Source organism: Cellulomonas sp. HD19AZ1, assembly GCF_004535805.1.
Taxonomy (GTDB): domain Bacteria; phylum Actinomycetota; class Actinomycetes; order Actinomycetales; family Cellulomonadaceae; genus Cellulomonas; species Cellulomonas iranensis.
Map to the genome: position 1 here is coordinate 86,008 of NZ_SPHX01000003.1, position 24,111 is coordinate 110,118.

23 protein-coding genes and 2 riboswitches are annotated in these 24,111 nt (G+C 76.6%); of the genes, 7 read left to right on the plus strand and 16 right to left on the minus strand.

The annotated features are described in order from the left end of the window. Nucleotides 1-24 precede the first annotated feature (24 nt). A riboswitch (SAM riboswitch) is annotated at nt 25-139 on the minus strand. A 116-nt stretch (nt 140-255) separates the two neighbouring features. After that, complete coding sequence (locus E4A51_RS06640) at nt 256-780, minus strand: GNAT family N-acetyltransferase (protein WP_167748845.1); 525 nt, start codon at nt 778-780, stop codon at nt 256-258. Nucleotides 781-893: 113 nt separating this feature from the next. Then, a riboswitch (SAM riboswitch) is annotated at nt 894-991 on the plus strand. Nucleotides 992-995: 4 nt separating this feature from the next. Between E4A51_RS06640 and E4A51_RS06645 the strand changes: the two genes are divergently transcribed. Continuing rightward, a complete protein-coding gene (locus E4A51_RS06645) occupies nt 996-1,439 on the plus strand; it encodes a rhodanese-like domain-containing protein (protein ID WP_046529190.1) in 444 nt (147 codons plus the stop codon). A 17-nt stretch (nt 1,440-1,456) separates the two neighbouring features. Further along, nucleotides 1,457-2,704 carry an O-succinylhomoserine sulfhydrylase gene (locus E4A51_RS06650; RefSeq protein WP_134851477.1) on the plus strand — a complete coding sequence of 416 codons (1,248 nt, stop codon included), beginning with the start codon at nt 1,457-1,459 and terminating at the stop codon, nt 2,702-2,704. 2 nt (nt 2,705-2,706) lie between these two features. On the opposite strand, the gene E4A51_RS06655 is transcribed toward E4A51_RS06650, so the two are convergent. Then, on the minus strand, nt 2,707-3,204 hold the full coding sequence (locus E4A51_RS06655; RefSeq protein WP_134851234.1) for a hypothetical protein: 498 nt from the start codon (nt 3,202-3,204) through the stop codon (nt 2,707-2,709). A 115-nt stretch (nt 3,205-3,319) separates the two neighbouring features. Here E4A51_RS06655 and E4A51_RS06660 point away from each other — a divergent pair, with 115 nt between their 5' ends. Next, the gene (locus E4A51_RS06660; protein WP_046529192.1) at nt 3,320-4,330 is read left to right on the plus strand and encodes an aldo/keto reductase family protein; all 1,011 of its coding nucleotides are present in this window, start codon (nt 3,320-3,322) and stop codon (nt 4,328-4,330) included. A gap of 102 nt (nt 4,331-4,432) precedes the next feature. Here the strand turns inward: E4A51_RS06660 and E4A51_RS06665 are convergent, their stop codons facing one another. The 3 genes from E4A51_RS06665 to E4A51_RS06675 form a co-directional block, all read right to left on the minus strand. After that, entirely contained in the window at nt 4,433-4,951 is a 519-nt protein-coding gene (locus E4A51_RS06665; RefSeq protein ID WP_134851235.1) for a pyridoxamine 5'-phosphate oxidase family protein, read from the minus strand. A 144-nt stretch (nt 4,952-5,095) separates the two neighbouring features. After that, on the minus strand, nt 5,096-5,626 hold the full coding sequence (locus tag E4A51_RS06670) for an LLM class flavin-dependent oxidoreductase (protein ID WP_134851236.1): 531 nt from the start codon (nt 5,624-5,626) through the stop codon (nt 5,096-5,098). Between the two features lie 168 nt (nt 5,627-5,794). Then, nucleotides 5,795-6,481: a hypothetical protein gene (locus tag E4A51_RS06675; protein WP_134851237.1), complete on the minus strand. Its 687-nt coding sequence runs from the start codon at nt 6,479-6,481 to the stop codon at nt 5,795-5,797. Between the two features lie 226 nt (nt 6,482-6,707). Between E4A51_RS06675 and E4A51_RS06680 the strand changes: the two genes are divergently transcribed. Further along, entirely contained in the window at nt 6,708-7,328 is a 621-nt protein-coding gene (locus tag E4A51_RS06680) for a DUF1345 domain-containing protein (RefSeq protein ID WP_070320466.1), read from the plus strand. Nucleotides 7,329-7,346: 18 nt separating this feature from the next. Here E4A51_RS06680 and E4A51_RS06685 read toward each other — a convergent pair whose 3' ends face one another. The 4 genes from E4A51_RS06685 to E4A51_RS06700 form a co-directional block, all read right to left on the minus strand. After that, a complete protein-coding gene (locus E4A51_RS06685; RefSeq protein ID WP_240696405.1) occupies nt 7,347-8,402 on the minus strand; it encodes a GNAT family N-acetyltransferase in 1,056 nt (351 codons plus the stop codon). A gap of 19 nt (nt 8,403-8,421) precedes the next feature. Beyond that, nucleotides 8,422-9,117 (minus strand): phosphoribosylformylglycinamidine synthase subunit PurQ, encoded by a 696-nt coding sequence (gene purQ, locus E4A51_RS06690; protein ID WP_070320467.1) that lies wholly within the window; start codon nt 9,115-9,117, stop codon nt 8,422-8,424. Beyond that, nucleotides 9,117-9,404 carry a phosphoribosylformylglycinamidine synthase subunit PurS gene (gene purS / locus E4A51_RS06695; RefSeq protein WP_046529196.1) on the minus strand — a complete coding sequence of 96 codons (288 nt, stop codon included), beginning with the start codon at nt 9,402-9,404 and terminating at the stop codon, nt 9,117-9,119. Before purS ends, purQ begins: the two co-directional genes overlap by 1 nt. Nucleotides 9,405-9,758: 354 nt before the next feature. Next, the gene (locus E4A51_RS06700; RefSeq protein ID WP_134851238.1) at nt 9,759-11,261 is read right to left on the minus strand and encodes an amidohydrolase; all 1,503 of its coding nucleotides are present in this window, start codon (nt 11,259-11,261) and stop codon (nt 9,759-9,761) included. A 382-nt stretch (nt 11,262-11,643) separates the two neighbouring features. Here E4A51_RS06700 and E4A51_RS06705 point away from each other — a divergent pair, with 382 nt between their 5' ends. Next, nucleotides 11,644-12,462 carry a DNA/RNA non-specific endonuclease gene (locus tag E4A51_RS06705; RefSeq protein ID WP_134851239.1) on the plus strand — a complete coding sequence of 273 codons (819 nt, stop codon included), beginning with the start codon at nt 11,644-11,646 and terminating at the stop codon, nt 12,460-12,462. A 2-nt stretch (nt 12,463-12,464) separates the two neighbouring features. On the opposite strand, the gene E4A51_RS06710 is transcribed toward E4A51_RS06705, so the two are convergent. The 4 genes from E4A51_RS06710 to E4A51_RS06725 all read right to left on the minus strand — a co-directional run bounded on the left by E4A51_RS06710 (nt 12,465) and on the right by E4A51_RS06725 (nt 17,916). Continuing rightward, nucleotides 12,465-13,406, minus strand: a complete 942-nt coding sequence (locus E4A51_RS06710; RefSeq protein WP_070320469.1) for a phosphoribosylaminoimidazolesuccinocarboxamide synthase — start codon at nt 13,404-13,406, stop codon at nt 12,465-12,467. A 114-nt stretch (nt 13,407-13,520) separates the two neighbouring features. Then, nucleotides 13,521-15,698, minus strand: a complete 2,178-nt coding sequence (locus E4A51_RS06715; protein ID WP_134851240.1) for a fibronectin type III domain-containing protein — start codon at nt 15,696-15,698, stop codon at nt 13,521-13,523. A gap of 249 nt (nt 15,699-15,947) precedes the next feature. Further along, nucleotides 15,948-17,240: a phosphoribosylamine--glycine ligase gene (gene purD, locus E4A51_RS06720; RefSeq protein ID WP_134851241.1), complete on the minus strand. Its 1,293-nt coding sequence runs from the start codon at nt 17,238-17,240 to the stop codon at nt 15,948-15,950. Nucleotides 17,241-17,322: 82 nt separating this feature from the next. Beyond that, on the minus strand, nt 17,323-17,916 hold the full coding sequence (locus E4A51_RS06725; RefSeq protein ID WP_070320472.1) for a helix-turn-helix domain-containing protein: 594 nt from the start codon (nt 17,914-17,916) through the stop codon (nt 17,323-17,325). 80 nt (nt 17,917-17,996) lie between these two features. Between E4A51_RS06725 and E4A51_RS06730 the strand changes: the two genes are divergently transcribed. Beyond that, nucleotides 17,997-19,382, plus strand: coding sequence for an MFS transporter (locus E4A51_RS06730; protein WP_134851242.1), 1,386 nt, complete (start codon nt 17,997-17,999; stop codon nt 19,380-19,382). Nucleotides 19,383-19,463: 81 nt separating this feature from the next. Here E4A51_RS06730 and E4A51_RS06735 read toward each other — a convergent pair whose 3' ends face one another. Both E4A51_RS06735 and E4A51_RS06740 read right to left on the minus strand, forming a co-directional pair. Then, on the minus strand, nt 19,464-20,750 hold the full coding sequence (locus E4A51_RS06735; protein ID WP_070319076.1) for an adenylosuccinate synthase: 1,287 nt from the start codon (nt 20,748-20,750) through the stop codon (nt 19,464-19,466). Nucleotides 20,751-20,973: 223 nt separating this feature from the next. After that, nucleotides 20,974-21,390, minus strand: coding sequence for a DUF3151 family protein (locus E4A51_RS06740; RefSeq protein ID WP_070319075.1), 417 nt, complete (start codon nt 21,388-21,390; stop codon nt 20,974-20,976). A 120-nt stretch (nt 21,391-21,510) separates the two neighbouring features. Here E4A51_RS06740 and E4A51_RS06745 point away from each other — a divergent pair, with 120 nt between their 5' ends. Continuing rightward, entirely contained in the window at nt 21,511-21,879 is a 369-nt protein-coding gene (locus E4A51_RS06745; protein WP_046529204.1) for an STAS domain-containing protein, read from the plus strand. 57 nt (nt 21,880-21,936) lie between these two features. Here the strand turns inward: E4A51_RS06745 and E4A51_RS06750 are convergent, their stop codons facing one another. Continuing rightward, complete coding sequence (locus tag E4A51_RS06750) at nt 21,937-24,093, minus strand: SpoIIE family protein phosphatase (RefSeq protein ID WP_134851243.1); 2,157 nt, start codon at nt 24,091-24,093, stop codon at nt 21,937-21,939. Between the last annotated feature and the right edge of the window lie 18 nt (nt 24,094-24,111).

Consider the following 24,111-nt stretch of genomic DNA (forward strand, 5'->3'; position numbering starts at 1 on the left):
GTACGGGTCCCTCGGGACCGGCCGGTCCCGCGCTTGCCGGCGCCGGACGGCGCGCGACCAGGTCGTCACCCGGGGCACCCCACCGCGGTTGGAGGGTTGCCGGCCAGCGAGCCGGGGCTTCGCGCTGACACTCTTGACCTGGGTCGAGGATCGGTGCGGGGTCCGGCGCGTGTCAACGGCGACGCGCCGCAGTTCTCGGGATGCGAGACGCGACGTCTCGCCTCGAGGGACGAGCAGACCGGCCCGGACCGGACGTCAGGGCAGGTCGCGCACCATGACGACGCTCCGGTACGCCTTGCCTGGCCACTGGACCACGTCGCCCTCGGCGAACCCCCAACGCGCGTACATCCGCCGCAGCCCGCGCGCCGGGACGGCCGTGTCGAGCCCCACCGAGCCCGCGCCGCGGTCGACCGCCCACGACCGCAGCGCACCCCACAGCACGGACGCCAGGCCGCGCCCACGCAGGTCCGGACGGACCGCGAGCTGGTTGAGCCACACCCGGCCGGGCGCGCGCGCCGCGGCCGTCAGCGCGCGCAGCCCGCCGCTCGGCGGGCTGCTGCACGTGACGGTCCCCGCGAGCGCACCGGCGGCGTCGACGACGACCCAGGACGCGCCGCCGCCCAGCGTGCGGGCCGCCGTCACCTCGTCGCTCTGCGTCGCGCCCGTGAAGTTCAGGCCGGCGGCGGCGAGGTCGGCGTAGGCGGCGTGCAGCAGGCGCGTGAGCGCGGGCACGTCGGCCGCGGTCGTGGGGCGGAGCGCGAAGCCCTCGGGGACGTCCATCGGCACCCACCCTGGCACGGCGCCGCACGTGCCCGCGCGGCGCGCCGCCCGCCGTGGGACGCCCGCCGTGAGACGCCCGCGACGACGCCGCCCGGTCGGGCGTAGCATCGCCGCGACCATCCAGAGCGGCCGAGAGATCTGGCTCGACGACGCCGCAGCAACCCGCACGGGCGACCGTGGCGCAGGGTGCTACCGCCAGAGACGATGGGAGGACCATGACCGTGCAGCCGCGTCCCGCCCCCGGTTACGCCGGGGACGTCACCGCCACCGAGGCCTGGCAGATCCTGCAGGAGCGCGACGACGCCGTGCTCGTCGACGTGCGCACCGACGCCGAGTGGCGCTACGTCGGCGTGCCCGACCTGCGGCCCGTCGGCCGGCAGGCCGCGCTCGTCGAGTGGGTGCAGTACCCGTCCGGGCAGCCCAACCCGCGGTTCCTCGAGCAGCTCGCCGCGACCGGCGTCACGCCGGGCGACGGCCGGCCCGTGGTGTTCCTGTGCCGCTCGGGCCAGCGCTCGATCGGCGCGGCGCAGGCCGCGACCGCGGCCGGCTACGGGCCCGCGTACAACGTGCTCGAGGGCTTCGAGGGTCCGACGGGCCCCGACGGCCACCGCGGCCACGTCGGCTGGCGCGCCGACGGCCTGCCGTGGGTCCAGCCGTGAGCGGCGCGACCCCCGACCTGCCCCCGGGCCCGGGCGACTGGGACGACCACCGCCTCGACCGGTCCACGCTGCGTCCCGACACGCTCGCGGTGCGCGGCGGGCTCGTGCGCACCGAGTTCGGCGAGATGTCCGAGGCCGTGTTCCTCACGCAGGGGTACACGTACGCGACGGCCGCGCAGGCCGAGGCCGGGTTCGCCGGCGACGTCGACCGCTTCCTGTACTCGCGCTACGGCAACCCCACCGTGACGACGTTCGAGGAGCGGCTGCGGCTGCTCGAGGGCGCGGAGGCCTGCTACGCGACCGCGTCGGGCATGTCCGCGGTGTTCACCGCGCTGGCCGCGCTCGTGCGGTCCGGCTCGCGCATCGTCGCGGCGCGCGCGCTGTTCGGGTCGTCGGTCGTGATCTTCGACGAGATCCTCGCGAAGTGGGGCGTGCGCACCGACTACGTCGACGGGCACGTGCCCGCGCAGTGGGAGGCCGCGCTCGCGACGCCCGCCGACGTCGTGTTCTTCGAGACCCCGTCGAACCCCATGCAGGACCTCGTCGACATCGCGACCGTGAGCCGGCTCGCGCACGCGGCCGGCGCGACCGTCGTCGTCGACAACGTCTTCGCGACGCCCGTGTTCTCGCGCCCGCTCGAGCACGGTGCCGACGTCGTCGTGTACTCCGCCACCAAGCACGTCGACGGGCAGGGGCGCGTGCTCGGCGGCGCGATCCTCGGGTCCGCCGACTACGTGCGCGGACCCGTGCAGACGCTGCTGCGCAACACCGGGCCGTCGCTCTCGCCGTTCAACGCGTGGGTGCTGCTCAAGGGCCTGGAGACCATGAGCGTGCGCGTGCGCCACCAGGCGGCGTCGGCGCTCACTCTCGCGCGGTGGCTCGAGGAGCAGCCCGGCGTCGCGCGCGTCCGGTACCCGTTCCTGGAGTCGCACCCGCAGCACGACCTGGCGCGCGCGCAGCAGACCGGCGGCGGCACCGTCGTGACGTTCGACCTCGCGGTCCCGCCCGACGCGCCCGCCGACGTCGCGAAGAAGGCCACGTTCGGCGTGCTCGACGCGCTGCGCGTCGTCGACATCTCGAACAACCTCGGCGACGCCAAGTCGATCGTCACGCACCCCGCGACGACGACGCACCGCAAGCTCGGCCCCGCGGGCCGCGCCGCGGTCGGCATCGGCGAGGCGACCGTGCGGCTGTCGGTGGGGCTCGAGGACGTCGAGGACCTGCGCGACGACCTCGCGCAGGCGCTCGCGACGCTCACGGGCTGACGTCAGCCCGCCGGGACGAGGCCGACCGCGACCACGGCGTCGGTCGCGGCCGTCACCGTCACGTCGACCGCCCCGCCGGGCAGGTCGAACGACGGGCCGTCGGCCATGGTCGCGCCGCCCTGGACGAGCGGCACGCACGGCGCCTCGGACGACGCGACCTCGGCGCCGTCGGCGACGACCGTGACCGTGACGGGCGCGCCGTCGTCCGACGTGCACACGACGCGCGGCGCGTACGACCCGGCGGTCACGTCGGCGAGCGTCGCGCGCTGCGTCCCGCCGCCGGCGACGGCGCCCGCGAACGCCTCGGTCGCGTCGCCCGCCTGCGCGAGCACGGCACGCTGGTCGTCCGGGGACGGCGGCTCGGACGCCCCCGCCCCGGCCCTCGGCGCCACGGGCGACGTCGGCCCCGGGGCGGGGGCTTCGCCGTCGGAGCACGCGGCGAGCACCAGGGCCGCCGCCGGGGCGAGCAGGAGGGCTGCGAGGCGTCGTCGGGGTCGCATGGCGGGGACGCTAGCGCAGGGCCGGGGGCCCGACCAGGGCCGGGCCCGTCCCCCGTCACCGGCCACGGGGACGCACGGGCGGGCCCGTGTCGGGCGCGGGTGAGAGGCTGGGCGCATGCACTTCCGATTCCTCGGCAACTCCGGCCTCAAGATCTCCGAGCTCACCTACGGCAACTGGCTGACCCACGGGTCCCAGGTCGAGAACGACACCGCGACGGCGTGCGTGCGCGCCGCGCTCGACGTCGGCATCACGACGTTCGACACGGCCGACGTGTACGCCAACACGGTCGCCGAGTCCGTGCTGGGCGACGCCCTGGCCGGCGAGCGGCGCGAGTCGCTCGAGATCTTCACGAAGGTCTACTGGCCGACCGGCCCCGGCGGCCCGAACGACACCGGCCTGTCGCGCAAGCACATCCGCGAGTCGATCGACGGGTCGCTGCGCCGCCTGCGCACCGACTACGTCGACCTGTACCAGGCGCACCGCTACGACCACGAGACGCCGCTCGAGGAGACGATGCAGGCGTTCGCCGACGTCGTCCGCCAGGGCAAGGCGCTGTACATCGGCGTGAGCGAGTGGACCGCCGACCAGATCCGCGCGGGTCACGCGCTCGCGAAGGACCTGGGCGTGCAGCTGGTGTCGAACCAGCCGCAGTACTCGGCGCTGTGGCGCGTCATCGAGCCCGAGGTCGTGCCGACCTCGCGCGAGCTCGGCGTCTCGCAGGTCGTGTGGTCCCCCATCGCGCAGGGCGTGCTCACCGGCAAGTACAAGCCCGGCGCGCCGCTGCCCGAGGGCTCGCGCGCGACCGACGACAAGGGCGGCGCGAAGATGATCGCGCGGTTCATGCGCGACGAGGTGCTCGAGCGCGTGCAGGGCCTGCAGCCGATCGCCGACGAGCTGGGCCTGACGATGGCGCAGCTGTCGATCGCGTGGGTGCTGTCGAACGACAACGTCGCCGCCGCGATCATCGGTGCGTCGCGCCCCGAGCAGGTGCACGACAACGCCAAGGCCGCGGGCGTCACGCTGCCGGCCGAGGTGCTGACCCGCATCGACGAGGTGCTCGGCGACGTGGTCGTGTCCGACCCGTCCGAGACGGCGAAGGCCTCGCCCGCCCAGCGCCTGGTCTGACCCGCCGCGCCGCGGCCCGCGGACCGACCGCAGACGCACGACGCCCCGTCCCGGGTCACCGGGGCGGGGCGTCGTGCGTGCGGACGTGCCGGCGAGTCGCGGTCAGAGGTCGACGGTGGCGTTCTCACCGCCGTCGTACGCCTCGCCCGTGACCTTCGCCTTGACGAGGCTGATCACGGTCGCCAGGCGACCGCCGGGGCTGTCCCAGTACTCGGCGGTGTCCGCGTGCAGCTTGATCAGCCCGAGGTTCGGGGTCTCCGGGCCGTCGGGGAACCACGCCGCGGCCACCGGCCCCCACAGCTCACGCGCCTTCGCAGTGTCCTTGAGCACCTCGGCCGTCCCCGAGACCGACAGCCACGACGACGACCCCGCGAACGCCGCGTTCGCCGGGCTGCCCGCGCGGATCTCCGCGACCTTGTGGCTGTCGAGCGCCGTGAAGAACCACAGGTCGCCGTCGAACTCGACGTCCTGCACACCCATCGGGCGGCTCACGAGCGCGCCGTCGGCGTCGACGGTGGTGAGCATCGCGAGGTGGTGGTCGCGCAGCAGCTCGCCGACCTTGGCGACCGCCTCGTCGTGCGTCGGGGCGTCGTCCTGCTCGTTCCAGGTCGTGCCGGCCATGGTGCCCTCCGTCCGTCGCGCGGGCCCGGTGGCCCGCCCGGCCACGCTAGGCACGTGCGGGGTGCGCCGCACCCGCGGGGCGCGACCGCACCGACGCGCCGGCCCGAGGGACCGGCCGTCCACCCAGGCCGCGTGGCCGGTGCGTCACAGACCGAGCGCGTCCGCGTGCCGCGCGGACGACCCGACGAGCACGAGCGCGACCGTGTCGACACCCGCGCGTGCGGCGAGATCGAGCGCGGCGGCGCGCACCGCGTCGCGCGGCGCGACGAGCCACGTCGCGGACGGCGACCACGTCAGCCCGGAGAACGCCTCGGCGTACGCGACGGCGATGCGGCGCCGGGCCGCGTCGGCCTCGTCGTCGGCGACGACGGTCTCGACCTCGAGGACCACGCGGACCTCGTCGCGGTCGCGCCCGACGGCGCGGACCTCGTCCTCGAGCACGCTCACCAGCGCGCGCACGGCTGCGGGAGTGGGCAGCGCGGCCGAGTGGACGAGGTGCACGACGTCGGCGCGCGCGGCGGCCAGGGCGATCGTGGTGGGGTCGAGCGCGTCGGCGTCGAGCCGGAACTCCACGCCGCGGCGGGCGGGGCCGGCGACCTCGACGCGCGGGACGTCGGGACGGGCGGTGGACGGACGACGGGTCGCGCGGGCGGGCGCGAGAACGGGCTGAGCCACGGGGAGTTCCCTCGGGTCGAACGGGGTGCGTCGCGTGGGCGGAGCCGCACGCGCGCGGGGTCGTCAGCTCAGCGACAACACACCCGGACCGAGAACATGGAGGCACCATAGCCGGACGCACGCACCGCGACCACCCCCCGGTCACCCCTCGGGCGTCCCGGGGCCCCGCTACAGCACGAACGTGGTGGCGACGAGCGCATACGTCAGGCCGAGGCGACCGCGCACCGCGCGGTGCAGCACGCCGTACAGCACCGCGGCCCCCATCGCGTACGCCCCGCCCGCGGGCCCCTGCAGCAGCACGTGCACGAGCCCCCACGTGGCGGCGAGCACGAACCCGCCCCACGGCACGTCGCTCCGCCCCCGCGCGGCCTCGCCCCAGCGCTGCCCGTAGCCGAGCAGCGTGACGATCACCAGCACCTCGGCGAGGTAGTACACGACGAGCGCCGCGAGGCTGGGCGCGAACGCGGAGCCGACGTCGTCGTGCAGCCGCACCGCCTCGGCGAGCGGCTTCCACTCGTGCGTCAGCGCCGCGCGCGACCCGACGGCGAGCACCAGAGCCGCGGCGGCGTACGCGGCACGACGCGCGCGCCCGGGACCCGCGGGGGCCGCCACGGGGTCGTCGGATCGCCACGGCGCGTGCCGCAGGAGCAGCAGCGCCCCGGCGAGCCACCCGGCGGCAGTGACGAGCCAGTGCACGGCGGGCGCCCACCGCTCGCCGACGGCGCCCCGGATCGCACCGTCGAGCGCGAGGCCGACCACGAGCTCCCACCCGAAGACCGCGAACGCGTACAGCGCCAGGTTCCGCCACCGGGACGCCGTGCCGAGGTCGGGCGCGGGGCGGGTGCTCGTCGACATGGCCCGACACTGGCAGCGGCCGGGCGCCGCGGCCCGGGACCTCCGTCCGCCCCGCACTCGCCGGGGCCGCCCAGGTGAGGCGCCGCCCGCCGCCCGGGCGGTGGACGCACCTGCCCGGTCGCCCCGGCACCGCACCGCTCCGGACCGCGCACCGCGCCGGTCCCGTGCGGGCACGGCCGGGGCGCTGTTGGATGGGGCCGTGGCCAGGGACGTCGCGCAAGGTGACGTGACACCGGCGACGCGGCTCGTGGTCGCCGCCGTCGCGGGTGTCGCCGTGTCCCTCGTCGTCCAGACGGCCGTCCCGTGGTCGTCCGTCGTCGCCGCGGTGCTGGGCGGCTGGGCCACCACCGGGCTCGTCTACGCGGTGTGGACGTGGGTGTTCTGCTGGCCGCTGGACGCCGAGCAGACCCGGACGCACGCGACCCGCGAGGAGCCGACCCGGTTCGTGACGCACGCGATCGTGCTGGTCGCCGGGGTCATGAGCCTCGTCGGCGTGGGCGTCGTGCTCGCGACCCACGACCGGGGGCGCGTCGTCGCGCTCGCCGCCGCGCTCGTCGCGGTCGTCGCCTCCTGGACCTCGCTGCACACGGTCTACGCGATGCGGTACGCGCGGTCCTGGTACACGCCGCCCACCGGCGAGATCGACTTCCACCAGGACGCCCCGCCGCGGTACTCCGACTTCGCGTACGTGGCGTTCACGGTCGCGATGAGCTTCGCGATGTCCGACCCCGACGTCCGGTCGTCCGACCTGCGCCGCACGCTCCTCGCGCACGCGCTGCTGTCCTACACGTTCGGCACGGTGATCGTCGCGCTGCTGGTCAACGTGGTCGCGGGCCTCACGCCGTAGCGGGGCCCGCCGGGCACGTCACAGGTCGCGCGCGAACCACAGGCAGAACGGCAGCGCCTCCCACCCCGCCACGGGGCGGACCGGCCGGTACCCGAGCGACCGGTACAGCGCGATCGCGGCGGGCTGCCGGATGCCGGTGTCGAGCACGACGCGCGTCAGCCCGCGCTCGCGCGCCGCGTCCTCCACGAGCCGCACGAGACGCCGCGCGAGCCCCGCGCCACGCGCCGCGGGCGCGACGTACAGGCGCTTGAGCTCACCCGTGCGCGGACCCCACGCCGGCGCGGACCGCAGCGTCGCGCACGCCACCGCGACGCCGTCGCGGCGCAGCAGGACCGTCGTCAGGGCAGTGCCGTCGGGCGCGCCCTCGACCAGCGGGGACGCCGCGGGGCCGCCGGGCACGTGCTCGGGGTACAGCGGTGCCAGCTCGTCGAGCATGGCGCGCCGCAACGTGACCGCATCAGGGTGCCGCCACGCGACGTGCTCGACGACGTGGTCCCGGGCGGGGTCCTCGGTGTGCTCGACGGCGCGCTCGGCGACCTGGTCGACGGCGTCCCGGCGGCCGGCGGCCCCGCGTGGACCGCGAGGGGGCGGGGCCGTCACGGCGAGGTCGCGCGCGAAGCAGCGCGAGTCGACGACGCCCACGTACTCGCCGTAGTTCTCGACCGGCCGGTAGCCGGCGGCGAGGTACAGCCCGATCGCCTCGGGCTGCAGCACACCGGTCTCGAGCACGAGCCGCGTGCAGCCGTGCGCACGGGCCGCGTCCTCGAGCTCGGCGAGCACGCGCCGCGAGAGCCCGCGCCCGCGCGCGTCGGGGCGCACGTACATGCGCTTGACCTCGCCCGTGCCCGCGCCCATCCCGGCGGACACGTCGCGCAGCACCCCGCACGCGACGGGTGCGCCGTCGAGCCGCACCAGCACCGTCGCGACGATCCCGTCACCCGTCATGGCGTGCCCGGCGTCGTCGTCGCCGTAGCGTGCGCGCAGCTCGGCCTGCTGCTCGTCGCGCAGCACGCGCGCGTCGGCGTCGTCCCACGCGACGCGCTCGACCCGCACGTCGCCCGTCGTCCCCGGCACGCCCGTCGTCAGCGCGCGGTCAGGAGACGAGTGCCTGCAGGACCGACGTGAAGAACCGCAGCCCGTCGGTGCCGCGGCGCGGACCGTCCGGGCTGTCAGGCCCGAAGCCGGCCTCCACCGCGTGCTCGGGGTGCGGCATGAGGCCCACGACGTTGCCCGCGGCGTTGCTGACGCCCGCGATGTCGCGACGCGAGCCGTTGGGGTTGCCGCCCTGGTAGCGGAACACCACGCGACCCTCGCCCTCGAGCTCGTCGAGCGTGCGCTCGTCGGCGACGTACTGGCCGTCCTGGTTCTTCAGCGGGATCGTGATCCGCTCGCCCGGCGCGTACGCGCGCGTCCACGCGGTGTCGGCGTTCTCGACGCTGAGCACCTGCTCGCGGCACACGAAGTGCAGGTGGTCGTTCTTGATCATCGAGCCCGGCAGCAGGTGCGCCTCGGTGAGGACCTGGAAGCCGTTGCAGATGCCCAGCACCGGCAGCCCCTTGCCCGCGGCGTCGACGATCTCGCCCATGACGGGCGCGAACCGGCTGATGGCGCCGGCGCGCAGGTAGTCGCCGTAGGAGAACCCGCCCGGCAGCACGACCGCGTCGACGCCCTTGAGGTCGGCGTCCGCGTGCCACAGCGCGACCGGCTCGCCGCCGGCCAGGCGCACCGCGCGCGCCGCGTCCCGGTCGTCGAGCGTGCCGGGGAACGTGACGACCCCGATGCGACCCATCAGGCCAGGCCCTGCGACGAGACGGTCGCGGCCGCGTCGGCCTCGATGTCCGCGACGCGCACGACGTCCTCGATGACAGGGTTCGACAGCACCTGCTCGGCGGCGGCCGCGGCGGCCTCGAGGACCTCGGGCGTCACGGGCCCGTCGACCTCGAGCTCGAACCGCTTGCCCTGACGCACGGACGTGAACTGCCCGAACCCGAGCCGCGGCAGCGCACCGGCCACGGCCTTGCCCTGCGGGTCGAGGATCTCGGGCTTCGGCATGACGTCGACGACGACTCGTCCCACGGGTGTGCTCCCTGGTTCGCGACGGTGGGGGGTCGGTGCTGATCCTAAGGCCCGGGCCGGTCCCGTCCGGTGCCCGTCCACGCCCGCGAGCGCACCCCGCCGGACCGCCCGAGCCCCCACCTCCCCGCCACCCACCTCTCCCCCACACCGCCGAACGCGGGGTTCCGCCGCTCATGAGCCACCCGAACCGGCAGAACCCCGCACTCGCGTCACGGTGCGCCCCACCACGGCCACCCACCCCACCGAACGCGGGGTTCTGCCGGTCATGAGCCACCGGAACCGGCAGAACCCCGCACTCGGCGGGCGGTGGAGCCGGCGAGCCCCGGCGACGTCGCGTCGGTGCCGGTGCCGGCGTCAGAGGGTCGTGTGCGTCCAGTCGCCCGCGAGCAGGGTCGCGGCGACGCGGACCGCGCGGACCCCGCCGGGCGTGGCCGCGAGCGCGAGCGGGTCATCGTCGAGGACCGCCAGGTCCGCGGGGTCGCCCACGCGCAGGCCCGAGGGCCGGCCGTCGGTCGACGCGGCGAGGGCGGTGACCGCGTCGAGCGCCTGCTCGGGGTGCCACGACGGGCGGTCGTCGCCCGTGCGCCACACCGCCGCGTCGACCGCCAGCCACGGGTCCAGCGGGGCGACGGGCGCGTCGGAGCCGAGCACGAGCGTCGCGCCCGCGGCGTGCAGGTCGGCCAGCGGGAACGCCCGGTGGGTGCGACCGGCCCAGTGCCGGTCGGCGACGTCGCGGTCGTCGGGCGCGTGCGCGGGCTGCACGCTCGCGGTCACGCCGAGCGCGGCGAACCGGGGCACGTCGGCCGGGTCGAGGAGCTGCGCGTGCTCGACCGACCCGCGTGCGCCGGTCGCGGCGAACGCGTCGAGCACGAGCGTGTTGGCGGCGTCGCCGATCGCGTGCACCGCGCACGCCAGGCCGTGCGCGTGCGCGTGCCGCAGCAGCGGCACCAGCTCGTCGGCCGGCACGGTGAGCACGCCGTGCGCGAGCGCGCCCTCGACGCCCGGGTACGGGTCGTGGCACCACGCGGTGCGCGTGTTGAGCGAGCCGTCGACGATGACCTTGAGCGGACCCTGCGTGACGCGGTCCCCCGCGACGCGGTCGCCCGTGTGGAGGGCCTCGCGCACGACGCGGTCGAGGTACGGCTGCCACACGCCCGCCCGCACCCGCACGGGTGGGTCGCCGGCCGCGACGCGGCGCCGCCAGGCGGCCAGGTTGTCGGCGATCTCGAGGTCCACCACGCCGACGACGCCCCGGGCGGCCGCGACGCGCAGCGCGTCCGCCACCAGCGCGTCCTGCTCGGCGGGCGTCACGTGGTCGAGCGCGCCCATGAGCGGCATCCACTCGGCCTCGCGCAGCACGCCCGTGGGGTGCGCGGTCACGCCGAACATGCGCAGGCCCGCGGTCGACACCCACGCGCAGTGCAGGTCCCCCGACACGAGCACCACGGGCACGTCGCCCGCGACCGCGTCGAGCAGCGCCGCCGACGGCAGGTCGGGCCACGTGCCGTCGCGGAACCCGATGCCGACCAGCGGGCGCCCCGGTGCGGGCGGCTGCGCGCGCAGCCGCCCGGCCACGAGGGCCACGGCCTCGGCGGCGGACCCGGCCGTCGACACGTCGAGCCGCCCGCGCGCGAGCGCCCACTGCGTGAGGTGCGTGTGCTGGTCCCACAGGCCCGGCACGACCCACCGTCCGTCGAGGTCGACGACCTCGGCGCCGGCGGCGCCGGCGGCGCCGTCCAGGGCCGCGCCGACCGGGCGCACGGCCGCGAGCCGACCGTCACGGACGACGACGTCGACGGGCGCGTCGGCGCCGAGCAGACGGGCGCGGTGCAGGACGAGCGGACGGGGCAGGACCACCGGACCTCCGGGACGTGCGACGGGACGTCTCGCAGGCTACGCCGCGGCCGCCCACGTCCCGACCTGCGGGACGCGACGGTCACGACACCGGGCTCGGGGTCGTCCACGAGCCGCGTGGACGACCTGCGCCCGGTCTCGCGCACCTCCTGTCTCACAGCCCGGACGCGGCACGGGCGGGGGTGGCCGCGGAGCCGTCGCCGACCGGGCGCGGCGGCGGCGTCCAGCCAGGAGGTCCCACCAGGGGGCCCGCCCGCCGGTCCGCCCGGCAGGCGGCCGCGGTGGGCACCCTCGCACCGGATCGTGGATCGCGGACGCGGCGCGCCCGCGCCGACGTGGGTAGCGTGGAGACGTCCGTCCGACCGCTCGTGGGCAGGGGTGGCACGTGGAGGGGTACGACCCGACGTTCCTGGGACCGGTGGTGCCGCTGCCGGTCCCCGCGCAGCGCGTGCGCACGCTGCCGTCGACGCACTTCACGGTGCTGCTCGACCCCGTGCGACGGCTCGCGGCGGCCACGGCCGTCACCGTCGACGGGACCGTGCTGCGCGACGTGCCGCGCGGCGACGACTGGCACCTCGACCCGCGCGTGCCCGCCGACGAGCAGGCGGGGCCCGAGCTGTACGCGCGCAACGACCTCGACCGCGGGCACCTCGTGCGGCGGCGCGACCCCGTGTGGGGCGAGCCCGGCGTCGCGGCGCGCGCGAACCGCGAGACGTTCGCGTACCCGAACGCGGCGCCCCAGGCGTCGGGGTTCAACCAGGGGCGCGACCTGTGGCTCGGGCTCGAGGACCACGTGCTCGAGCACGCGCAGGCGCAGCGGCTGCGGCTCGCGGTGCTCACGGGTCCGGTGCTCGCGGGCGACGACCCCGTCTACCGGGGCGTCGGGATCCCGCGGCGGTTCTGGAAGGTCGTCGCGTGGGCGCTCGACGCAGGCCGCCGGCTCGCGGCCGCCGGGTTCGTGCTCGACCAGACGCCGCAGCTGCGGGCCGACGAGCTCGCGGCCCGCACGCACGCGGCGGCGGCCGTCGACGACCCGCCGCCGCTGGGGCCGTTCCGCACGTTCCAGGTGCCCGTCGCGGACGTCGCCGACCTCACGGGTCTCGACCTCGGGCCGCTGCCGGCCGCCGACGTGCTCGCGGTGACGGCGCCGCAGGCGCTCGCGTGGCGCGAGCTGAGCGACCTCGCCGAGGTCACGCTGCGCTGAGGTCAGAGCGCGAGCGGTGCGCCCGTGAGCCGCTCGTACGCCTCGAGGTAGCGCGCGCGGGTGCGTTCGACGACGTCGGCGGGCAGCGCGGGCGGCGGCGCGTCCGACGCCCGGTCCCACCCGGACGCGTCCGACGTCAGCCAGTCCCGCACGAACTGCTTGTCGAAGCTCGGCTGCGCCCGCCCCGGCTGCCACGCGTCGGCGGGCCAGAAGCGCGACGAGTCGGGCGTGAGGACCTCGTCGCCGAGCGTGACCGCACCCGTCGTCGGGTCGGTGCCGAACTCGAGCTTGGTGTCCGCGAGGACCACGCCGCGCTCGCGCGCGATCTGCTCGGCGCGCGCGTAGACCGCGAGCGTCAGGTCGCGCAGCGTCTCGGCGGCCTGCGGCCCGACGGTGTCGACGACGACCGAGAACCGCACGTTCTCGTCGTGCTCGCCGAGCTCGGCCTTGGTCGCGGGCGTGAAGATCGGCTCGGGCAGCCGCGAGCCGTCGACCAGCCCGGCGGGCAGCGGGATGCCGGTGACCTCGCCGTTCGTGCGGTACTCGGCCAGGCCCGACCCCGTGAGGTAGCCGCGCGCGACGCACTCGACCGGGAACATGTCGAGCCGCCGGCAGACCATGGCCCGGCCCGCGACCGCGGCGGGCACGTCGGTGCCGACGACGTGGTTCGGCACGAGGTCCGCGAGCTGGTCGAACCACCACAGGCTCAGCTGCGTGAGCACCACGCCCTTGTCGGGGATGCCGGGGCTCAGCACCTGGTCGTACGCGGACACGCGGTCGGACGCGACGACGAGCACGACGTCGCCGTGCCGGTCGCGCAGCGCGACCCCCGCGGCCGAGGAGTCCGGCTCGTACAGGTCGCGGACCTTGCCGGAGTAGACGTGGCGCCAGCCGGGCAGGTCGCCGGGGCCCGAGGGGGTGGGGTGCGCGTCGCTCACGCGCACAGTCTGGCGTGCCCGGCCGCCGCGCGGCAGCGGCGACCAGGGAGCGGGCGCCGCGCGGCCAGGCGCGCGGCGTCCCGGGGTGCGGGCGTCGTCCGCCCGCACCCCGGGGCGGTGTCAGCGCGCGGCGGCCGCGCGGCGGCGCGCCACCACGACGAGCCCCGCACCGAGCACGAGCCACAGGGCTGCGACACCGGCGGTCGACGCGGCGTCCCCGCCCGTGGTCGCCAGCGCGGCGACGCGCCGGTCGCCGATCTGCACGAACGTGCCGTCGTCGGCGAGCACGAACGTCGTCTCGGTGGTCACGGCGCGGCCGTCGAAGCCGGTGCCGCTCACGACGAGCCGGTGCGTGCCGGGCTCGAGGTCGGTGGGCAGGACACCCGTGAGGACGACCGTGCCGTCCGCCGCGACGACACCCGTCGCCACGGTGCGCGGCGTCGAGTGGACGACGAGCGTCGCCTCGGTGCCGGGGCGCAGGCCCTCGCCGCGCCCGGAGACCGGCGCGCCGGCGGCGGTCGAGCCGAGGCGCGCGTCGAGCACGAGCGTGACGGTCGCGTCGGGGCCGCTGACGACCACGGTCGTCGACGCGGCGCCCGGCAGCGTGCGGGCGTCGCCCGCCTGCTGCGCGGTCACCACGCACTCGCCGGTGCTGACGGCCACGAGCGCGCCGTCGACCACGGTGCACGCGCCCGTCGCGGTGAGGGTCACGGGCAGGCCCAGGTCGGAGGTCGCGACGACCGTCGGCACGGGCCGGCCGAGCGTCGGCGCGGCGAACGCGCCGATCGTGACGGTCTGCGGGCGGCGCGCGACGTCGCCCGTGCGCACCACGGCCTGCGCCGGGCTGGTGCGCTCGTCGCCGTCCTGGACGGCGGTCACGGTGCACGGGCCGACGTCGGTGACGACGAGGAGCCCGTCCTCGACGCGGCACGCGCCCTGCGCGTCCACCTGCACGGGCAGGCCCACGCTCGACGCGGCGAACAGCTCGGCGGGCGCCTGCCCGTACACGAGCGCGGGCAGCGGCGCGAGCGCCACGGACTGCGAGCGGCGGCCGACCTCGGCCGTCACCGTGGCCGACGCGGGCTCGGTCTCGCTGTCGCCGGCGTGCGCGGCGGTCACGGTGCAGGTGCCGACGTCGACGAGGTCGAGGACGTCGCCGCGCACGGCGCACGCGCCGTCCGCCGAGTACGTGACCGGCAGGCCCTGGTCGGACGCGCCGTGCAGGCGCACGGGCGCGCCCGCGTAGACGAGGTCGGCGGGCAGCGCGTCGAGCGTGACCTGCTGCGCGCGCCGCACGACGGTCGTGTCGTGCGTGGCACTCGAGCCGGCGAGGGACGCGGTGCCCGCGTAGGTGGCGCTCACGCGCAGGGGACCCGCCGACCGGACGAGACCCTCGACCACGGCAGCGCCGTCGACGAGCGGGACACCGGCGCGCACGTCGTCGCCGATCGTGACGTCGACGGTCCCCGTCACCGCGGCCGCCGAGGTGACGGCGACCCGCACCGCGAACGGCTGCCCGCTCACGGGCACCTCGGGCTGGGTCGTCACCGTGGTGGCGGACGTGTCCTGCGGGACGACCGTGACGGGTGCGGAGCCCTCGGAGTCGCCGATCACGTTGGTGGCCACGACGCGCACCGCGTAGCGCGTGCCGTTGGTCAGGCCGTCGACCGTCGTCGACGTCGGCGGCGGCGTGCCGGTGACGCCGCCGCACTCGACCTCCTGCCCGCCCTCGGGCGTGCAGAGCACGCGGTACCCGGTGACGCCGCCGGCGAGGTCGGACGGGGCCGCCCACGTGACGGTCGCACCGCCCGGCGCGGCCGTCACGGACGGCTCGCGCGGCGCGGTCGGCGTGCGGGTCGCGAACTGCAGGGTGACCTCGCCCTTGTGCACGGCGCGGTAGCCGCCGAGACCGATCCGGTACGACGTCCCGGCCTGCAGGTCGAGCCGCAGCGCGGCGTCGAGCCCGTAGGAGTCGTCGTTCTGCGCGAGCAGCGTCGAGCCCGACCACACCTCGAGCGTGTTGTCCCAGCCGACGGGGCTGGTGGACGTGGCGCGCATGTAGACGCGCACGTCGGCCGACGGGGTCCACGAGTACCACGTGACGTTGTACCAGGACTGGCCGTCCTGGCCCCGCGCGGTGCTCATGTGGGCGTTGGTCGCGGTGAAGCTCGAGTCGAGGTCGGCCACGGGCAGCGGGACCGCCGCGGCGCGGCTGGTGCCGCCGGGCACCGCGGCGGCGGCGTGGGCCGCGCCGGGCACGGCGACGAGCGCGCCGACGGCGAGGGCGAGGGTCGCCACCGCGCTCAGGGCGCGTCGGGCGCGCGCGCTCGGCGGGCGGGTGGAGGACGCGTGCGACGGCGTCGGGCGCATGGGTGTGCTCCTGTCTGTGGGTCGTTCGTCCCATCGACAGCGCGTCACCCGGATCTGAAGGCACGGCGGGAGATCCGGCGAAAGTGAGGTGGTAGCACCCAGCACGTGCGGGGGTGGTAGCACCCCGACGCCACCCGGGCGGGTGGTTGCGGGTCGGCGCGGCGCGCGCCGGGCGCGTCAGGCCTCGGCGGCTGCGAGCGCGATGTCCGTGCGGTGGTGCGACCCGGCGAGCGCGACCTGGTCGACCGCGACGTAGGCGGCGCGGCGCGCGTCGGCGATGGTCTCGCCGACGCCGACGACGGTGAGCACGCGCCCTCCCGCCGAGACCAGGAGCGGGTCGTTGAGCGGGTTCTCGGGGTCGTCGTCCGTCGTGCGGACCGCGGTCCCGGCGTGCAGCACGTGGACGCCGGGCACGGTGTCGGCGCCGTCGAGGCCCGTGATGGGGTCGCCCGTGCGCACGTCGCCCGGGTAGCCGTGCGACGCGACCACGACGGTGACCGCGGCGTCGGCGCGCCAGTGCAGCGGGTCGAGGTCCGCCAGGCGGCCCTCGGCCGCGGCGAGCAGCACGCCCGCGAGCGGCGTGCCGAGCCGCGCCAGCACGACCTGCGTCTCGGGGTCGCCGAACCGCGCGTTGAACTCGACGACGCGCACGCCGCGGCTCGTGAGCGCGAGCCCGCAGTACAGGACGCCGACGAACGGCGTGCCGCGGCGGGCCATCTCGGCGACGGTCGGGCGCGCGACGGTCTCGACGACCTCGTCGACCAGGCCCGCGGGCGCCCACGGCAGCGGCGTGTAGGCGCCCATGCCGCCGGTGTTGGGGCCCTCGTCGCCGTCGTACGCGCGCTTGAAGTCCTGCGCGGGCACGAGCGGCACGACGTCGGTGCCGTCGCACAGCACGAACAGCGAGACCTCGGGCCCGTCGAGGTACTCCTCGACGACGATCCGCCCGCCCTCCTTGGCGAGGCACGCGGCGGCGTGCTCGAGGGCAGCGTCGCGGTCCTCGGTGACGACGACGCCCTTGCCGGCGGCGAGCCCGTCGTCCTTGACGACGTAGGGCGCGCCGAACTCGTCGAGCGCGGCGGCGACCTCGTCGAGCGTCGTCGCGACGCGCGCGGCGGCGGTGGGCACGCCCGCGGCGGCCATGACGTCCTTCGCGAACGCCTTGGAGCCCTCGAGCTGCGCGGCCTGCGCGGACGGCCCGAAGACCGGGACACCGGCGGCGCGCACGGCGTCGGCGACGCCCGCGACGAGCGGCGCCTCGGGCCCGACGACGACGAGGTCGACGCCGAGGCCGGTCGCGAGCGCGGCGACGGCGGCGCCGTCGAGCGGGTCGACCGCGTGCAGGGTCGCCTGGCGCGCCATGCCCGGGTTGCCGGGGGCCGCGTGCACCGCGCTCACGGCGGGGTCGAGCGACAGCGTGCGGACGAGGGCGTGCTCACGGGCACCGGTGCCGACGACGAGGATCTCCACGGGCCCCGACCCTACCGGCCGCGCCCGCGACGGCAGCCGGGGCGTCCGCACGCGTCGTCGACGGGGCGCGCACCCCGCCCGGTCAGGTGCCGCGCGGCTCGGGCAGGGGCAGGACGTCGAGGTAGAGCCGCACGCGGCGCCGCCCGTCGGTGCGCCCCTCCTCCTTGGCGACGCGGCCGCGCTCGGTGATCTCCTCGACCACGGCGGTGAGCCGCTCGACGAGCTCGGCGGCCTCGTCCTGCGTGAGGTCGGCGGTGACGTTGGAGAACACCTGGACGTCCCAGTCCTGGCGGACCTCGTCGAGCGACGCGGCCCACGCGGTGAGGGTCTGGGCGCGCTCGGCGATCATGCTCTGCAGCACCGCGCGCACGGCCTGCGCCGACCCCGGGTCGTCGAGCGCGTCGAGGTCGTCCATGCGGAACCCGACGGCGCGCCACCAGCGCTCGCGCCCGGCGGGGTGGCCGGGGTCGTCCTCGACGAAGCCGTGCTTCTCGAGCTGGCGCAGGTGGTAGCTCGTCTGCCCGCTCGACTCCCCCAGGCGGCGGCCGAGCATGGTCGCGGTCGCGGGCCCACCGTTGCGCAGCTCGGCGTACATCGCCATGCGCAGGGGGTGCGCGAAGGCCTTGAGGGCCTCGGGGCCGAGGGCGCGCTCGTCCGGGGTCTTGTCATCCGTCATGTGCAGAGATACCTTTGCAGAACTTCTTTGCAGAGATCCTCTGCAAAGCTCTCTCCCACCCTAGCCGCCGCGAGGACACCGTGACCGCCACCGCCCCGCCCGCCGCCCCCGCCCCGCCGCCGCCCACCCCCGAGCCGGCGACCGACGCCACCCCCGACGCACCCCGCCCGCTCGGCCGGCGCTTCGCCGCGCTGCTCACCGCGACCGGCGCCGCCAACCTCGGCGACGGGATCGTCGCGGTCGGCGTGCCGCTCGTCGCGCTCGGCCTCACGCGCTCCCCCGACAAGATCGCGCTGCTGTCCGCCGCGACCTGGCTGCCCTGGCTCGTGCTCGGTCTCACCGCCGGGGTCCTCGTCGACCGCGGCGACCGGCGCCGCCTGCAGATCGCCGGCCTCGCCGCGCGCGCCGCGCTGCTCGCGGTCGGCGGCTGGCTCGCCGCGACCGACGCGCTCACGGTGCCGCTGCTCGTCGGCCTCGTGCTCGCCTACGGCGTCACCGAGGTCGTCGTCGACCTCGCCGCCGGCGCGATCGTCCCCGACCTCGTCCCGCGCGAGCGCCTGGCCGCCGCCAACGGCCGCGTCATGGCCGTGCAGCAGGTCGCCAACGCCTTCCTCGGCGCGCCCGTCGCCGGCGCGCTGCTCACGCTCGGCACCGGCTGGGTGCTCGGCGTGCCCGCCGCGCTCGCCGTCGCGGGCGCGCTCGTGCTGTGGCGCCACGTGCCCGGCCGCTACCGCCGCACCGCACCCGCCACGCCCGCCCCGACCACACCCTCGACGACCGCCGACGGGGCCGCCTCCCCCGACGCCGCCGCGCGCCGCACGAGCGCCTGGTCCGACGTGCGCGAGGGCCTGCGGTTCGTCACGCGGCACCGCGTGCTGCGCGTCGTCGTGCTCACCGGCGCGGTGCTCAACATGTGCAGCGCCGCCTACTTCGCGGTCTTCGTGCTGTGGGTCGTCGGGCCCGGCTCGGCCGTCGGCATGACCGAGCAGACCTACCCGCTGCTCACGCTCGGCATCGCCGTCGGCGCGGTCGCCGGGTCCGTGCTCGGCGAGCCGCTCGTGCGCCGCGTCGGCGAGGTGCGCCTCATGGTGACCTGCTGGGCGCTCGCGTTCTCGCTGCTCGCGGTGCCCGTGCTCGTCCCGCGCGTCGCGCCGCTCGCCGTCGTCCTCGTGCTGCTCGGCCTGCTCAGCACCGTCGGCAACGTCATCAGCGAGACCGTCCGCCAGCGCCTCGTCCCGGCGCACCTGCTGGGCCGCGTCGCCGGCGCCGCCCGCACGCTCGGCTACGGCCTCATGCCCGCCGGTGCGCTCGTCGCTGGCGTCCTCGCGACGCGCCACGGGCTCGCCCCGGTCCTGCTCGGCGCGACCGCGCTCAGCGTGGTCGCCGTGGCCGCCGCGGCGGCCCTGCTGCGGCAGCGCGACGTCGACGCGCACGAGCTGCCCGCCCCCGCCCCGGTCGAGGGCTGAACGGGCACCGCCCCGGGAGCCGCGGTCGCGCGGCTCCCGGGGCGGTCACGGGTCCCGGCCCACCGGACCGTGCCTGGCGGCTCAGCCCAGCAGCTCGTGCCGGACGATGATCGCCTCACGGCCCGGGCCGACGCCGATCGACGACACGCGCGTGCCCGACACGTCCTCGAGGAACTGCAGGTACCGCTGGGCCGCGACCGGCAGGTCGTCGACGTGCCGCGCCTGCGAGATGTCCTCGGTCCAGCCGTCGAGGTACTCGTAGACGGGCCTCGCGTGGTGGAAGTCGGTCTGGTCGATCGGCATGTCCTCGACGCGGCGGCCGTCGACGTCGTACGCGACGCAGACCGGGATGCGGTCGCGCCCCGTGAGCGTGTCGAGCTTGGTGACCACGAGGTCGGTCAGGCCGTTGACGAGCGACGCGTACCGCACCACGACCGCGTCGTACCAGCCGGTGCGGCGCGGACGACCCGTGGTCGTGCCGTACTCGCCGCCGGTCTGGCGCAGCCACTCGCCGTCGGCGTCGAGCAGCTCGGTCGGGAACGGTCCCTCGCCGACGCGCGTCGTGTACGCCTTGGCGACCGCGACGACCCGGTCGATGCGCGTGGGCCCCACGCCCGAGCCCGTGCAGGCGCCGCCCGCGGTGCACGCCGACGACGTCACGAACGGGTACGTGCCGTGGTCGACGTCGAGCATGGTCGCCTGGCCGGCCTCGAACACGAGGGTCTTGCCCTCGTCGAGCGCGTGGTTGAGGAACTGCGGCGTGTCCGCGACGTACGGGCGCAGGCGCTCGGCGTGGCGCAGCAGGTCCTCGACGGTCTCGTCGACCGTGATCGCGCGGCGGTTGTAGATCTTCACCAGCAGGTGGTTCTTCTGGTCGAGGGCGCCCTCGACCTTCTGCCGCAGGATGCCCTCGTCGAACAGGTCCTGCACGCGGATGCCGATGCGGTTGATCTTGTCGGCGTACGTCGGACCGATGCCGCGGCCCGTCGTGCCGATGCGGCGCTTGCCGAGGAACCGCTCGGTGACCTTGTCCATCGTGCGGTTGTACGGCGCGATGACGTGCGCGGCGGACGACACCAGCAGGCGCGAGGTGTCGACGCCGCGCGCCTCGAGCGCGTCGATCTCCTCGAACAGCACCTCGACGTCGACGACGACGCCGTTGCCGATCACCGGGACGACGCCCGGCGTGAGGATGCCCGACGGCAGGAGGTGCAGCGCGTACTTCTCCCCCTCGATGACGACCGTGTGCCCGGCGTTGTTGCCGCCGTTGAACTTCACGACGACGTCGGTGCGCCCACCGAGCTGGTCGGTCGCCTTGCCCTTGCCCTCGTCGCCCCACTGGGCACCGAGCACCACGACGGCCGGCATGTGCGATCACCACTTCCCGCTGCCCAGCGATGCGGCTCCGCCCCGCAGACGGGCGCGAGCGGGCTCGCGGCGCGGGTGACCCGAGCACGCGCGGCAGGTGACGCGTACCACCCGGAAGGGTACCGGAGCGCGGGGACACGACCGCGGGGCGTCCCGCCGCCCGGCACCGCGACGCACCGCACCGTCCCGCTCCGCGCGGCCGGGCACGGCACGCGTCACGGCGTCAGCGCAGCGCGGCGACCTCGCCGGCGGACGTGCCGCAGTCCGCGAGGAACTGCCGGCAGCGCGCGGCCTCGTCGTCCTCGCCGATCGCGGCGGCGGCCTCGGCGAGCGCGAGCAGCGCGCGCAGGAAGCCCTGGTTCGGCTCGTGCGCGACCGGCACCGGGCCCTGCCCGCGCCAGCCCGCGCGGCGCAGCGCGTCGAGCCCCCGGTGGTAGCCGGTCCGGGCGTACGCGTACGCCGCCACGGCGTCGTCCGACTGCTCCGCGAGCAGCGCCCACAGCAGCGACGACGCGGGCGCGGCGGGCACCGCGGCGCGCGCGTCGACGCCCGTCGCGAGGGTCGCGCGGGCCGTCGCGTCGGCGCCGTCGGCGGGCAGCAGCGTGGGCGCGGGACCGCCCAGGAGGTTCTCGTGGCTCATGGCGCCAGTCTCGCACCGCGGGCCCCACCCCGGTCGCGGGGGCCGTTGCCCGCGGCTACAGTCGAACGACCGACCAGCAGCCCGCCCGCCGCCGCGCGGCCCCGCAGCCCAGGGACGTTCATGATCGAGATCGCGACGTCGTCCACCACCACGACGCTGGTGGTCGCCGGCGACCTCGACCTCGCCGAGCGCGAGCAGTTCCCCGAGGTGACGGCCCGCGTGGTCGGGCTGCGACGCCAGCTCCTGGTCATCGACATGTGCCGCGTGACGTTCATGGACTCCACGGGCGCGGCGTTCCTCATCTCGCTCGCCGACGCGGGCCGCCGCCGGGGCGGCGCGACCGTGCTGCGCGGCGCCGCGGACCGCGACCTGTTCGTGCTCGAGATCTGCGGTGCGCTCGAGCTGTTCCGCATCGACCCCGACCACCGCTGCGAGCTCGACGCCGGCGCGCAGGCCGGCAGCCCCGCAGGCGCCCCCGCCCCCGCCTGACGTCCCGCCCCGCGGGACGCGTCTGCGGACCGCCCGCTCTGACCGCGCCCCGCGGCGTCAGGCGTCGCGACGCGGCGCCTCGGACGCCGACGCGGGCAGCGCGCCCGGGCGGATCTTGGCCCACACGACCTTGCCGCCGCGCGACTGCCGCCAGCCCCAGTCGGCCAGCCGCTCGACGATCTGCATGCCGTACCCGCCCACGCGGCCCGGGTGGCCGTCGGTCGTCACGGGCGGCGTCGGGTTGGCGTCCTCGACCTCGATGCGCAGGCCGTCGCCCGTGTCGTGCAGCTGCAGCGCGACGTGGCCCCAGCCGTGCAGGACCGCGTTCGCGACCAGCTCGGACACCACGAGCTCGGCGTTGGAGGCGTCGTCGATCTCCCACGCCTCGCACGTGCGCACCACGGCGTGCCGCGCGCGGCCGATCGACGCGGGCTCGCCGGGCAGCGCCCAGCGGCGGCGGCGCGGGCTGACGGCGCCGCCGAGGTGCTCGTCGAGCGCCGGCACGCGCACCACCACGACGGCGACGTCGTCCTCGGGGTGGTCCGCGAGGCGGGACAGCAGGTCCTCGCCGATGCCCGCGGCGTCGCGCGCCGTCACGGCGGCGGCGACCGACTCGAGGACCGTCAGGCCGTCGCGCAGGCTGCGGTCGCGGCGCTCGACGAGGCCGTCGGTGTAGAACACCACGACGTCGCCGGGTGCGAGCGCGACCTCGTCGGTCGCGCGCGGCCCGCCGCCGAACCCGACGAGCGGGCCGCCGCGGCCCAGCAGGTGCTGCGCGTGCCCGTCGCGCACGTGCAGGAGCGGCAGGTGCCCGGCGCGCGAGAACTGCAGCGTCCAGGCGCCCGCGTCGGCGCGGCGCAGCGTCGCGAGCACGAGGCTCGCGGCGCGCGGGATCCGCATGCCGGCGAAGAGCTGGTCGACCCGCTCGAGCACCGGACCGGGCGTCGTGTTGTCGAACGCGTACGAGCGCACCACCGAGCGCAGCTGGCCCATGGTCGCGGCCGCCTCGACGTCGTGGCCCACGACGTCGCCGATGACGACCCCCACCGTGGTCGGGTCGACCTGCAGGACGTCGTACCAGTCGCCCCCGACCTGCGCGTCGTCGGCGTTGGGCGAGTAGTACGTCCACACGTCGAGGCCCTCGACCTCGGCCTGCTCGGGGAGCATCGCGCGCTGCAGGGTCTCGGCGAGCCGGTGCTCGCGGTCGTAGAGGCGCACGTTGTCGATCGACAGGCCGACGCGGCGCGCGACGAGCTCGACGACGGTCCGGTCGGCGCCGTCGAGGCCCGCGAGCCCGGACCCGGTGCGCGGCCGCACGACCAGCAGGCCGACCGTGCGCCGGCGCCCCGGCACGGGCTGCACGACCACGCGCGGGTCGAGACCCTCGCCGCCGAGCCGCTCGGCGAGCCAGCGCGCGTACGAGCCCTCGGCGTGCTCGGCGGACAGGTCGAGCTCGACGGGCTCGTCGCCGCCGCCCGCGAGCAGCGTCGCGACCGGGTCGTGCGGGCAGCGCGAGGGCGGCCGCCCGGGCAGCGCCGGGTGCCGGGGGCTCGCGTGGTACTGCTCCAGGCCGTCGGCCGCCCACAGGCCCTTCTCGGACAGGAAGAACGCCGCGGTCGCGACCACCTGCGACTCCAGCAGCGCCGCGATCTCGCGCAGCCCCTGCGGCTCGTCGACGTCCATGAGCAGGTCGGAGACGCGCGCGATGAGCGCGAGGCTGCGGCGCTCGCGGCGCTCGTGGGCGACGATCGCCTGCTGCTCGGCGTGCGCGGTGAGCTCCGCCGTGAGGTCCTGCACGGCGGCGACGAGCGTGCCGTCGGGCACGTCGGCGCCGTCCACGGGCGCCAGGTGGGCGACGCAGTGCACGTGCACGCCGTCGGCGCGGCGCAGCACGACGTCGTACGACGACGCGCCCGCCGCGGCCACGGCGCGGGCCGCGGCCCGGTCCGCCGGGCGCACGCGCGGGTCGGTCAGCACGTCGACGCCGACGACGTCGTCGGCGGCGTAGCCGACGGCACGCGCGAGCGCGTCGTTGACCCACGCGACGTGCAGCGCGTCGTCCGCGGCGTGCAGCAGCGCGAGCGGCACGGGGGTCGCGGCCGCCGCCGCGCCGAGCGCACCGGGGCCCACCTGCGGCGCCGGGTGCGCGACGCGCCGCCGACGCGCCGACGACGTACGCTCGACCGCCGGCTCGATGGCGTGGGAGTTGACCATCACCACCTCCGATCGTCT

Coding starts and splice junctions, on each gene's coding strand:
- E4A51_RS06675 (WP_134851237.1), bottom strand. CDS start 6,481: ATGTCGACGAGCACCCGCCCCGCGCCCGACCTCGGCACGGCGTCCCGG.
- E4A51_RS06645 (WP_046529190.1), top strand. CDS start 996: ATGACCGTGCAGCCGCGTCCCGCCCCCGGTTACGCCGGGGACGTCACC.
- E4A51_RS06655 (WP_134851234.1), bottom strand. CDS start 3,204: ATGCGACCCCGACGACGCCTCGCAGCCCTCCTGCTCGCCCCGGCGGCG.
- E4A51_RS06750 (WP_134851243.1), bottom strand. CDS start 24,093: ATGGTCAACTCCCACGCCATCGAGCCGGCGGTCGAGCGTACGTCGTCG.
- E4A51_RS06725 (WP_070320472.1), bottom strand. CDS start 17,916: ATGACGGATGACAAGACCCCGGACGAGCGCGCCCTCGGCCCCGAGGCC.
- E4A51_RS06640 (WP_167748845.1), bottom strand. CDS start 780: ATGGACGTCCCCGAGGGCTTCGCGCTCCGCCCCACGACCGCGGCCGAC.
- E4A51_RS06665 (WP_134851235.1), bottom strand. CDS start 4,951: ATGGCCGGCACGACCTGGAACGAGCAGGACGACGCCCCGACGCACGAC.
- E4A51_RS06735 (WP_070319076.1), bottom strand. CDS start 20,750: ATGCCGGCCGTCGTGGTGCTCGGTGCCCAGTGGGGCGACGAGGGCAAG.
- E4A51_RS06740 (WP_070319075.1), bottom strand. CDS start 21,390: ATGAGCCACGAGAACCTCCTGGGCGGTCCCGCGCCCACGCTGCTGCCC.
- purQ (WP_070320467.1), bottom strand. CDS start 9,117: ATGGGTCGCATCGGGGTCGTCACGTTCCCCGGCACGCTCGACGACCGG.
- E4A51_RS06745 (WP_046529204.1), top strand. CDS start 21,511: ATGATCGAGATCGCGACGTCGTCCACCACCACGACGCTGGTGGTCGCC.
- E4A51_RS06660 (WP_046529192.1), top strand. CDS start 3,320: ATGCACTTCCGATTCCTCGGCAACTCCGGCCTCAAGATCTCCGAGCTC.